This window comes from Sphingobium lignivorans (assembly GCF_014203955.1).
Taxonomy (GTDB): Bacteria; Pseudomonadota; Alphaproteobacteria; order Sphingomonadales; family Sphingomonadaceae; genus Sphingobium; species Sphingobium lignivorans.
This window is the reverse complement of record NZ_JACHKA010000001.1, coordinates 2,120,427-2,132,045: the sequence shown is the minus strand read 5'-3', so window position 1 is coordinate 2,132,045 and position 11,619 is coordinate 2,120,427. Positions and strand designations below refer to the sequence as shown.

Annotated in this window: 9 protein-coding genes; 3 read left to right on the top strand and 6 right to left on the bottom strand. The window is 64.7% G+C overall.

The annotated features are described in order from the left end of the window. Nucleotides 1–46: 46 nt before the first annotated feature. Genes HNP60_RS09845 through HNP60_RS09835 form a run of 3 tightly spaced genes read right to left on the bottom strand, consistent with a single transcriptional unit; the run spans nt 47 to nt 4,539 of the window. A complete protein-coding gene (locus HNP60_RS09845; RefSeq protein ID WP_184153108.1) occupies nt 47–1,327 on the bottom strand; it encodes a spinster family MFS transporter in 1,281 nt (426 codons plus the stop codon). Beyond that, the gene (locus HNP60_RS09840) at nt 1,328–2,200 is read right to left on the bottom strand and encodes an alpha/beta fold hydrolase (RefSeq protein ID WP_184153105.1); all 873 of its coding nucleotides are present in this window, start codon (nt 2,198–2,200) and stop codon (nt 1,328–1,330) included. Between the two features lie 26 nt (nt 2,201–2,226). Continuing rightward, entirely contained in the window at nt 2,227–4,539 is a 2,313-nt protein-coding gene (locus HNP60_RS09835) for a TonB-dependent receptor (RefSeq protein WP_184156992.1), read from the bottom strand. Between the two features lie 166 nt (nt 4,540–4,705). Between HNP60_RS09835 and HNP60_RS09830 the strand changes: the two genes are divergently transcribed. Further along, nucleotides 4,706–5,332: a TetR/AcrR family transcriptional regulator gene (locus HNP60_RS09830; protein WP_184153102.1), complete on the top strand. Its 627-nt coding sequence runs from the start codon at nt 4,706–4,708 to the stop codon at nt 5,330–5,332. A 49-nt stretch (nt 5,333–5,381) separates the two neighbouring features. Here HNP60_RS09830 and HNP60_RS09825 read toward each other — a convergent pair whose 3' ends face one another. After that, a complete protein-coding gene (locus tag HNP60_RS09825) occupies nt 5,382–6,776 on the bottom strand; it encodes an MFS transporter (RefSeq protein WP_184153099.1) in 1,395 nt (464 codons plus the stop codon). Between the two features lie 228 nt (nt 6,777–7,004). On the opposite strand from HNP60_RS09825, the gene HNP60_RS09820 reads away from it, so the two are divergent. After that, complete coding sequence (locus HNP60_RS09820) at nt 7,005–7,955, top strand: 1-phosphofructokinase family hexose kinase (protein WP_184153096.1); 951 nt, start codon at nt 7,005–7,007, stop codon at nt 7,953–7,955. Between the two features lie 50 nt (nt 7,956–8,005). Here HNP60_RS09820 and HNP60_RS09815 read toward each other — a convergent pair whose 3' ends face one another. Continuing rightward, nucleotides 8,006–9,502 (bottom strand): aldehyde dehydrogenase family protein, encoded by a 1,497-nt coding sequence (locus HNP60_RS09815; protein WP_260394826.1) that lies wholly within the window; start codon nt 9,500–9,502, stop codon nt 8,006–8,008. A gap of 412 nt (nt 9,503–9,914) precedes the next feature. On the opposite strand from HNP60_RS09815, the gene HNP60_RS09810 reads away from it, so the two are divergent. After that, entirely contained in the window at nt 9,915–10,694 is a 780-nt protein-coding gene (locus HNP60_RS09810) for an alpha/beta fold hydrolase (protein ID WP_184153090.1), read from the top strand. Nucleotides 10,695–10,921: 227 nt separating this feature from the next. Here HNP60_RS09810 and HNP60_RS09805 read toward each other — a convergent pair whose 3' ends face one another. Next, nucleotides 10,922–11,617 (bottom strand): hypothetical protein, encoded by a 696-nt coding sequence (locus HNP60_RS09805; RefSeq protein ID WP_184153087.1) that lies wholly within the window; start codon nt 11,615–11,617, stop codon nt 10,922–10,924. Between the last annotated feature and the right edge of the window lie 2 nt (nt 11,618–11,619).

The following is an 11,619-nucleotide window of genomic DNA, read 5'->3' as shown; positions in this document are numbered from 1 at the left end:
ACGCTCTTTTGCCGGGATGCCGTGGGATGCGACGGCGCCCGAGGGATCAGCCCGCGCTGTCCGTCACCCAGTCCCGGCGCAGGCGCGGTCCTGCCAGGGCCATGAGCAGCGCCGCCAGAAGATAGAGGGACAGGCCGAACAGCATGGAATAGCGCAGCGCCTCATTGCCATAGACGGGCCGGAGCGCGTCGGAGAGCGCGCCGAGCGCATAGATGCCACCACCGAGGCCAATGAGGTTATTGATGAGGAGGAAGCTCGCAGAGGCAGTCGCGCGGGCGGGCGGGGCGACGAGATGTTGCACGGCTGACAATACGGGGCCCAGCCAGACATAGACCAGGGCCTGCGGGAGCAGGAACAGCACGAAGGCCATGATGACGTCACTGCTGTAGATGCCCGCGGCGAACAGGGGGACGCCGACAAGAAAGGAAATGGCCGGCACCCAGGACATCCATGCCCGATCACGCCGACCGAGCCTGTCTGCGACCCAGCCACCCATCAACATGCCGACAACGCCGCCAAGCAGCATCACCGCGCCGATAAACCAGCTCGTGTGGACGAGATCGAGGCCGAAGCTGCGCTGGAGCAGGCTCGGCAGCCAGAAGGCCAGTCCGTAACCCACCATCGAGCTCGACGCTGCCCCGAAGGACAGCAGCCAGAAGCTCGGCTTGCGCGCGAGGATGGCCGCGACCTCTCCGAAGCGAGGCACTGCGGGCGCCGCGACACCGGCAGGCGCGGGCATCCGCCGATCATGAACCAGCAGCTTGAACAGAGGCGCGATGATTATGCCCACGCAGCCGACCGCGATGAACGCGGCGCGCCAGTCGACGGTGGCGGCGATATAGCCGCCCGCCAGCACCCCGGCCGCCGAGCCCAGCGGGATGCCGAGCGAATAGATCGAGAGGGCGAAAGCGCGCCTGTGACTGGGGAAATAATCGGCGATCAGCGCATAAGAGGGCGCAACGCCGCCCGCCTCGCCAATGCCGACGCCCAGCCGGGCAAGGAAGATGTGCCAGAAGCCATGCGCCAGCCCGCAGAGCGCCGTGAAGCCGCTCCAGAGCACCAGCGAGCCAGCAATGACCCAGCTCCGGCTCGTGCGATCAGCCAGCCACGCGAGCGGGACGCCGAGAGTTGAGTAGAGGAGGGCGAAGGCAAGGCCGCCGAGCAGGCCCATCTGCCCGTCGCTGAGGCCGAGGTCCCGCTGGATGGGCGCCGCGAGGATCGCGAGGATCTGCCGGTCGACGAAATTGAAGATATAGACGAGCAGCAGCATCGCCAGCACCACGCCGGGCCGCGCCGATCGGGCGTGGGTTGAGACTGCTTTGCTCATCTATCCGGCATGCTCCCGCAGGAAGGGCAGGATGGCGCTAAGCGCCGCCGGCTCGTCGAGCAAGGGCGCATGGCCGCGCAGAGGCACTTCGACTCCCGTGAAGGGGCCACCATGGCGCTCGCCCATCTGCGCGACCGTTTCCGGTGCAAGGAGGTCCGACAAGGCGCCACGAAGGACGAGCGCGGGCACTGCGTCGAGCATGTCCCACAAGGGCCACAAATCGGGTGGAACGGTGGCCGGTTCATCGCCACTGATGCTGACGGCGATGGCGGGATCATAAGCGAAGCGCACGGTTCCGTCGGGCATCTCCCGGCAGGTCCGGCGTGCAAAGGCCATCCAGTCCGCATCCTCGAAGTCGACAAAGGCCTCGGCGTTGATCGCCGCGCAACGGTCCGCCGCATCCTTCCAGCCAGGGAAGGCCGCGCCGCCGCCGACATAGCCCTGGATGCGGGCAAGCCCCTCGGGATCGAGCTTCGGGCCGATGTCGTTGAGGACGATGGCGCTGATGCGTTGCGGCTGCATCGCCGCCATCATCATGGCCATGAGCCCGCCCATCGACGTGCCGATCAAAGCGACGCGCTCGATACCCAGCTCATCCAGCAGGGCAAACATGTCGGCCACATAGATGTCCGGTCGATAATTTTCCGGTTCGCTGTCGCGCGCCGACAGGCCCCGCCCGCGCTGATCGGGCACGATCAGCCGGTAGTGTCCGGCCAGATGCCGAGCGAGAGGCTCGAAGTCGGCGCTGTTGCGGGTGAGCCCGTGCATCAGCAGAAGCGGTGCCTCTTCACCCGGATAAATCCGGGCGAAGAGGCCGAGCCGACCGTCTGCGCTGACAAAACGGTGCGACTCGTAGGCGGTGACGTCGTTCATCGCGCGTGGTGCTCGGGCATCGTCGCTCAGAAGCCCAGCGTCGCTGTCACAAAGACCTGGCGCGGGTTGCCGTAGAAAGCGGTCAACGTGCCTTCCGTGCCAAGCGTCGGCGTCAGATTTCCGTTGGCATTCCTGATCAGCGCGCCGGTGCGAGGATCGGCCGCCACGAAGGTGTAGCCGGACGTCTTGTAGCGTTTGTCCGTCAGGTTCTTGCCATGGACGCCGATGCTCCAGCGATCGTCCGGCGCGGTATAGACAAGGCTCGCATCCCACAGCGCATAGTTCGACTGGTCGATATAGGGGTTGGGGATCTCGAACTGGTAGGTCCGGCCACGCCATGAAACGGTGGAGCTGAGATTCAGATCGCCATCGCCGATCGGCGTCACGTAAGCGAGCGTGCCGCTGGCGGTCCACCGGGGCGTGTTCTGCACCTTACGGAAATCCGCGACGTCGACGGGGCCGACGCCTGCGATCTGCGTGATATACTCCTTGTACTTGGCATCGATATAACCAAGCGACCCGGCGAAGGTCAGCCGGTCGCCAGCGGTCATGAAGCTGCGGGCGAGGCGGATGTTGGTTTCCGCCTCGACGCCCTGGAAGCGCGCCTTGCCGGCATTGGTGATGATCCCGCAGAAGGTGGGGATACCGCCAACGGTGCAACCCGCCGAACCGGGGATCTGTACGTCCTTGTAGTCCATGCGGAAAGCGGCGAGCGCGAGATAGACCGCGCCATCGAGCAGATTGCCCTTGTAGCCGATCTCGTAGCTGTCCACCGTCTCCGGACGGAAGCTCAGATAGGCAGCGACTTCGGCTTCGCTCGGCACGCCGCTCGGGTTGGTGGTCGGTGCGTTCACACCGACGCCACGCGGATCAAACCCGCCGCCCTTGAAGCCCTGCGAGAAGCTTGCGTAGATATTGTGATCCCGGTTGGGCTGGAAGCTGAGGGAAACGCGCGGGGTGAACTTGTTGAAATCCCGCTCTCCGTTGAAATTGGTGCTGGGAGCACCGAGCGGCACGCCCGCGCCGCCGAAGACCGGCGAGCCGCCGCCGAGATAATTCTGGCGCAGGATGCCTGCCCTGCGCGTGTCCCAGGTATAGCGGCCGCCCAGCGAGAGGCTGAGCTGATCCGTGATGTCGTAGCTGAAGTCGGCGAAGACGGCGAAGGTCTCGGTGTCGACATTGGCCTCGGTGAAGGCGGTCAGGCCGGCCAGCGTCGTGAACAGGCGCACGTCGAACTGCGTGTCCGCCTTCGCGCTTAGATAATAGCCGCCGATGAGGCCGGTGAGCGGGCCGTCATTATCATACAGAATTTGCAGTTCCTGGCTGAACTGCTCGTTGCGGTAGAAAGCCGGCACGTCGACATCGACGGCCGCGAGCGCATCGAAATCGATGGGCGAGGCGCTGTCATCCTTGCGCCAGCCGGTGATCGAGCGGAAGGTGAAGCCCGCACCAAGATCGGCCGAGACATTCGCGGCAAGGCCATAAGCTTCGACGAACTGCTTGGGATCGTTGAGCGCGCCGCGTGTGTCGAACACATCGTCGAGAACCGGCGCGCCGGAGATGCGGCCCGGGATCAGGCGATGGCCGCCGCGCGGATTGCTGTCATCCTTGGTGTAGTCGCCGGAGATGCGGATCAGGACGGGCTCGCCATAACCGCCGATTTCCAGCGTACCGCGTCCCGCCCAGATATCCTTGTTGTAGTTCTCGAGGCCGTTGGTGAGGTTCGTGCCGAAGCCGCCGCGCGACAGGCGGGCAACCGAAGCGCCCACGCGCACGATGTCGCCGAGCGGACCGGACACCGTGACGATGCCGTCGGCCTGATCGTAGCTTCCATAAGTGCCCTTCACGCGCAGCGAGAAATCCTGTGGCAGAAGCTTGGTCACATATTTGACGGCACCGCCGATGGTATTGCGCCCGTAGAGCGTGCCCTGCGGCCCGCGCAGCACCTCGATGCGCTCGACGTCATAGATGTCCAGCACGGCGGCCTGCGGGCGATTGAGATAGACGTCATCGAGATAGATGCCGACGCCCTGCTCAAAGCCCGACACCGGATCCTGCTGGCCAACGCCGCGAATGAAGGCGGAGAGGGTGGAATTGGTGCCGCGCGACACTTCCATGGTGATGTTGGGCGTCGTGCTGCCGAGATCCGTTATGTCGAGCGCACCGCGCTTCTCGAGATCCGCACCGCTGAAGGTGGTGACGGCGATGGGAACATCCACGAGACGTTCTTCGCGGCGGCGGGCCGTCACGACGATTGCAGCGGCGTCATCGTCCGAGGCACTGTCGCCCGCGGTCTGGGCGTGAAGGGGCATGCCAAAGGCGAGGCCGGAACAGGCCATCGCCGCCAGAGCAAACGGATTCGCGCAATTCTTGAGAAAATGAGCCTTGCTCACTGCATCTCTCTCCCATGGACCATTGTGGTTGGTGCGACTCATATTGATAGTTGAACCAAGTTTCAACTTCTCCTGTTTGCCTTGGGCTATCGAACCCTCTAGCTGTGCTTTCATGACAACAGTGCCGACCCCCGTTCCCCCCTCTTCCGGCAAGGAGCCGCGCACCGAGCGCGGACGCCGGACCTTGCGCAAGCTGCTCGATTCCGCCGCGGCGGAGTTCGGCGAGAAGGGGTTCCACGACGCGTCCATCACCGGGATTACCAGCCGGGCAGGCACCGCGCTGGGGACCTTCTACACTTACTTCGACTCGAAGGACGAGGTGTTCCGCGCGCTCGTCAACGACATGAGCGACAGGGTGCGGATGGTGGCGCGCGAGGCGTTGGCAGGAGAAATGACGGCCCTGGCCACGGAGCGGGCTGCGCTGGCCGCTTTTCTGGGCTTTGCCCGGGACCACAAGGAAATCTACCGGATCGTCGATGAAGCGGAGTTCGTCGATCCCGCCAGCTATCGCCGGCATTACGAGACGACCGCGCAGCGCATTGGCGAGCGCCTGCGCAAGGGCGGCGAGTCGGGGGAGTTCCGCGAGGGGCTGGGAGAAGCTCATGCCTGGGCGATCATGGGGATGAACGTGTTCCTGGGCCTGCGCTATTGCATCTGGTCGGAAGACGCTTCCATCGAGGAGATTACCGAGGCCGCGGCCTCAATCCTCCAGAAGGGGATTACGCGCCAGCCGGGCTGAACCGGCGGGATTTAGGGTGTCGGCAGCCGAATCCGCGACGCCAGGAGCTTCAGCGGCGGCTCGCGCTCGCTGCGGCCAGGAGGGCGAGGACTGCGGCGACGCCCAGGGCCAGCAGCGGCCCCTGCTCGGTCGATCCCAGGCAGAGCGCGGCGACCAGCGCGCCCATGGTCTGGCCAAGCAGACGGCAGATGGCCTGCATGCCGGCAGCGGCGCCCGCCCGCTCGATTGGCGCGGTGCGCAGCATGACATTGTTGTTGGGCGACTGGAACAGGCCGAAGCCGATGCCGCAAAGCCCGGTCAGCAGGGCGAGGAGTTTCAGCGGGGGGTGATGCGGGAGCATCCATGCCATCAGGGCCAGCGCCAGCGCGAGCAGCGTGAGGCCCGCTGCGCTCATCAGGCCGGCCCAGCTCCTGTCCGAAAAGCGCCCCGCGAGCGGCGCGGAGACGGCAAGGGCGATCGGCAGGGGGAGCAGCACCAGCCCGACCATGGCGGGCTCGATCCGGCGCGTGCCTTCCAGAAAGAAGGGCAGCACGACCATCATGACCATCAAAGAACCGAACCCGCAGATGGACGCCGCATAAGCGAGGCGCATGCGGCCGATTCGCAGGAGATCGAGAGGGAGGATGGGGCGCGATCCGGACTGGGCGCGCCGGAACAGCCAGAAGCCCATGACGAAGCCGAAAGCGACGGCAAGGCTCATCCCAACCGACCAGTGACCATGCGCCGCATCCGAGGCGGCGAGGAAGAAAGCGGCAAACATGAGTGCGCTGAGCAGAGCGCCTTGCCAGTCGAATGTGGTCGCCGTGGGCGGCGTGCGCGGCCCGAAGCGCATGACGAGCGTCAGCGCGGCAAGGCCGATCGGGACGTTGACGAGGAACAGCCAGTGCCAGCTCGCGAAGGACAGGATGAACCCCGCGACCGCCGGACCGCTCGCCGCGACACTGGAAACGACGACGGCATTATAGCCGATCCCCCGGCCGAGCAGGGATCGCGGCCAGGTATGCCGTATCTGCGCGCCATTGATCGCCATCATCGCCGCAGCGCCGATCCCTTGCAGGAAGCGGCATGTCGCCAGCGTTTCCAGGTCCGGCGCAAGCGAGCAGACCAGCGACATCAGCACGAAAAGCGACATGCCGACGAGATAAACGCGCCCGTAGCCCAGTCGCTCCCCAAGCGCCGAGAAGGGCAGGATGCCCATCACCATCGCGATCTGGTAAGTCGTGATGACCCAGGTGGCCGAGGCGGGGCTGATGGAAAGGTCACGCGCGATCGAGGGTAGCGCGATGTTGACGAACGACCCGTCGATGACCGACATCGCCATCCCTGCCCAGAGGCCGGCCAGTGCCCAGTAGCGCCGGGGTGTCGGCAGTCCGTCGGAAAAGGAAGGCGTGTGAGCAGGTGTCGAGGAGGCCGCCATTGCCTGCCCGTTGCCGCTGCGATCCATCAGTCGGTCCCGTTGGTGGTCAGATCCCGAGCCGGGGGATGGCGTTCGGTGCATCGGGCGATATCGTGTCGGACGATCATGCCGGCCATGTCGCCCATGGCGCGCGCCGGGTCCAGCCCTGATGATAGGGGGCTCGTGGCCACGTGCCGAGCAGGAGGTCCGGACTTAGGTATTTTTCCGACCCGGGGGCTGTTTCCTCCGTGCCTCAAAATGCTCTAGGCTCGTCCCATGGACAGGATAGCCACCTTCACGATGAACCCGACCATCGACGCGGCCTATGAGACGGACCGCGTCTTTCACACGCACAAGATGCGCACGCAGGGCGAGCATTATGATCCCGGCGGTGGCGGCATCAACATATCGCGCGTGATCGCTCGCCTCGGGGGAACGGCGCGGGCTTATTATGCATCGGGCGGGGCGACGGGCGTGGCGCTCGACGGCCTGCTCGATCTCCACCAGATGGTTCGCCACCGGATTCCCATCGCCGGGAGCACCCGGATCAGCGCATCCCTCTACGATCGCGAGAGCGGCAAGGAATATCGGGTCGTGCCGGCGGGGCCGTCGTTCACGGAAGAGGAATGCGAGCGCTGCCTCGCCGAGATCGCGCAGGCCGGGTGCGACTATTTCGTTGCGAGCGGCTCGCTTGCCCCCGGGGTGCCCGAGGATTTCTACGCGCGGGCTCTTGCCGCGTGCCGCCAGCGGGGTATCCGGTTCGTGCTGGATACATCGGGCGCCGCACTGAAGGCGACGCTGGAGGCGGGTGGCGTCTTTCTCGTGAAGCCCAGCCTCGGTGAGTTGCAGGCGCTGGTCAGCAAGCCGCTGGAGGGCCTGCGGGAAATCGCCGACGCGGCACGAGCTTTCGTGCGGAGCGGCCAGACGCACTACATGGCCGTCACCATGGGCCATGAAGGCGCCTTGCTTGCCCATGAAGATGAGGTCGTCTGCCTTCCGACCATTGCCGTGAAGGCGATGAGCGCGGTGGGGGCAGGGGACAGTTTTCTGGCGGCCATGGTCTTCTCCCTGGCCAACGGCCGGGATGTGACCGAGGCATTCCGCTATGGGATTGCTGCCGGTGCGGCCGCGGTGCTGACGCCGGGCACGGACCTGTGTCGCAGGGAAGACGTGGAGCGCCTGTATCGGGAGGTTGCGCCATTGAGCGAGGCACGCGTCATCGGGTGAGGCGGTCGTGACACCGGGGCGGCGTGATGCGCCGTCCCCGGGCTAACGACTCAGGCGGGAGCGTGCTGGTGCAGGTAGACGGCCCGCTCATGCGAGAAGGCCTTGAAGCCGAAATAGCCGTGGTAGCTGCCCATGCCGCTCTGATTGACGCCGCCAAAGGGAAGCTGGTTCTCGAGATAATGCGAGAACACGCCATTGACCGTGACGCCGCCCGATGACGTGCGGTTGAGGACCTTCTGCACATTGGCCTCGTTGTCGCTGTAGACATAAAGCGCCAGCGGCTTGTCCCGCGCCTCGATGTAGTCGATGGCCTGATCGAGACTGTCATAGGTCATCACGGGGAGGAGCGGAGCGAAGATTTCCTCCTGCAGGATCTTCATCTGCGGCGTCACATTGGTGAGCATGGTGGGATGGACCGTCCGGTCCGCCTCTTCCAGCACGCCGCCGACGGCAACCGTCGCACCCTGAGCGACGGCATCGTCAAAGAGCGCCTTCACCCGGGCGAAATTGCTCTCGTTCACGATCTGCGCGATGCTCTCCTTCCGGATCGTGCCGTCCTCGGCATAGAGGTTCTTCGCGACATTGGCCTTGAAGCCCTCGACGAGTTGCGCCTGCTGATCGTCCCTGACGAACACATAGTCCGGGCAGATGCAGGCCTGACCGCCATTGAACTGCTTGGCGCCGGCGAGGTCTGCGGCGATCTTGTCGATGTCCGCGCCTTCATCGATGATGACGGGGGACTTGCCGCCCAGTTCCAGCGTGACGGAGGCGAGGTGCCTGGCCGCCGCGGCCATCACGATCTTGCCGACCCGCGTGCTGCCCGTGAAGAAGATGTGGTTGAAGGGAAGGTCGAGCAGCGCGGTCGCCACGCCGACATCGCCTTCGAACAGCGCGACCTCGTTCTCGTCGAACACTTCGCCGACGATCTTGCCTGCCACGCGGGCCGTGGCCGGGCAAAGATCCGTCAGCTTGACCATGCAGCAATTGCCGGCGGCCACGGCCGCGGCCAGCGGGCCGAAGGTCAGGCCGAGCGGAAAGTTCCAAGGCCCCAGGATGAGGCATACGCCGCGCGCTTCATGAATGATCTGCGCCTTGTCATTGGGATTGAGCGAGGGAGTGACTTCGGTCGGCGCCATCCACGCATCGAGATTGTCGATGTTCCGCTGGATGTTGCTCACGATGTTCAGCACTTCCGTCACGCGAATCTCGCCCTCGGGCTTGCGCGTGTCTTCCCGCACGGCCGCGATGATCTCGTCTGCATGCGCTTCCACGGCGGCCTTCAGTTTTGCGAGCTTCGCTTTGCGCTGCTCCGCGCTCGAGGCCTTCACATCCCATTGATGCGCCTGTTGCAGGGCGAAAACGCGCGCGATCTCCTGGGAGATGTCCGTGGTGTTCTGCGTGGAGCTGGTCATGGGTCTACCTGTGAACGGGCTGAAATGTGCGGACTTGTAGGTCGTTATGAGGCAGAAGTTCAAGGGCCTGCCGTGCCGGTCCAACACTGCGCTGAGCTCTGGAAGTTGACGAAGATGACGACACGTCCGTGTCATCTTCCGCTTCCGTGCACTTCAGGACGCCGCAAATCAGGTCGACGCCAGAGCCCGTTCCGGCAAGCCGGCGGGGCCTGACCGGACGATGAAACGCTTCCAATGAGAAAGAGCCGTGCATGGTCCTGTCTCCGTCGAGTGGAGGAGGCGCCCGGCAGGCCTGCCATGGCGGAGGAGGTGTAGGACAGGGGAAAAGCGCGGCTGTTAGCGAGATTGAGGGCGTACTACCCGGCGCCTGCTCGGCGGGACGAGCTGCGCCCTCTGGCGCCCTTGGTCTCTCTCCGGTACAAGCGAGGTCTTCTCGCCGCAAAGCTGCCGCGTCCGCACGGTCCGCTTTCGGACGGTGAGCTTCAGGAAATCATGGCCAATCCGTGCACGTGAATTCGTCCACGGTGACTGGGAGGGAATGGCGCTGATGAGCATTGATCGACGCGGCTTCACGAACGCCGCCATTGCCCTGGGCGCGACAGTGGCATTGGCCGGACCGGCGGCGACCGTCAGGGCAGCGACCGGGGGCAGGGCGCGCAACGTCGTCCTCGTGCATGGCCTGTTCGCCGACGGTTCGTCCTGGTCCGAGGTGATCCCCATCCTGCAGGCGAAGGGGCTCACCGTCACATCGGTCCAGAATCCGCTGACGACGCTGCCTGAGGCCATTGCATCGGCGCGACGGGTTCTGGACAGGCAGGATGGTCCCACGGTGCTGGCGGGCCACAGCTTCTCCGGGATGATTGTCACCGAAGCAGGCATGCATCCGAGCGTCTCGGCGCTGGTCTACGTCGCGGCCCGCGCGCCTGATGCGGGCGAGGATTATGGTGCCTTGGCGGCAAGGTTCCCGACGCCCCCTGCAAGCGCGGGCATCATCTATGATGGCGATGAAGGACGGCTGAGCGAGGAGGCCTTCGTGCGGGATTTCGCCGGGGACCTGCCCGCAGCGAAAGCGAAAGCGCTTCATGCGGTCCAGCAGCCCTTCCGACGGGAGCTCCTCACCGGACGGGTCGCCAGCGCGGCCTGGCGGAGCAAGCCCAGCTATTATGCCGTCTCGGCGGACGATCGCACGATCGATCCCGATCTCCAGCGCTTCATGGCGAAGCGGATGGGCGCGACGACGATCGAGCTCAAGGCGAGCCATGTCTCGCTCATTTCACAGCCCGACGCCATTGCGCGCCTGATTCTGGACGCGGCGGGGCAGAACTGAAGGTGCGTTGCCGGGGAGGGGCGTCTCTCTGGCGCTGGGCTCAAGGCGCAGCGGGCCGACGTGCTTTTTGCGGGGGATATCTGCTGCCTGGAAAGTCGCGGGCCAAGGCCTGCGAGAGAAGAAGTGGCTCCCCGAGTTGGATTCGAATGACGACGTATTTCTGCCGATTTATGGCAATTTCCTCGTCATCATACCAACAAAGCTACCAACATCCGATCTCGATGGCATCAGAAGCGCTTGGTGAAGTTCTGAAGGCGGCGCCGGCTCACGGCCTGCTCGTCGAGCGTCACTTCCACCCAGCTACCGCGGGCGTTCCCTTCGGCGATGGTGTCCTGGTCGATATCGATGAGCGTGAAGTTCATGCCGTCGCGGATAAGCCCGATGACGATCAGTTCGCTATTGTTGGACGGCAGCCGGAACATCGTTCCGCCCTCTCGCGCTTCACCGACGCTGACATGAATCGCGTAGTTGGCGCCCTGAATGATCGCGTAGAAGTCGACCTTCTCCTGATCGGCCCTCTTGTCGCCAGTCTGTGGAAAGGCGATCGAGTTTCCATCGATCTGGATCAGCCCGGCAACGATGTTGACATATCCGGAGGCGGATGAGGCCAACTGCTTGCGATCTCGCGGCGCGATGGTGTTGTAGTTGCCGACGAACAGCCATGTGCGGTCGACGCCGAGAATATCGGCCAGCGCGTCCGACTTCGCTTCGCGAGGGCGCACCTCGCCATGCAGCCAGCGCTTGATGGACTCCCTGCTCGCGATGATGTCGCGCTTCTTCAGTTCCTCCTGCAGCCATGGTCCGCGACCGTAGTTCTCGTCCGGACAATGCGGGCTATTGTCACAGGCTTCTCTGAGCCTGATCCCATATCCAGGATCCCTGAGCTTCTTCCAGGTTCCTTCGTCCGTCCGAGCACGCGCCACAG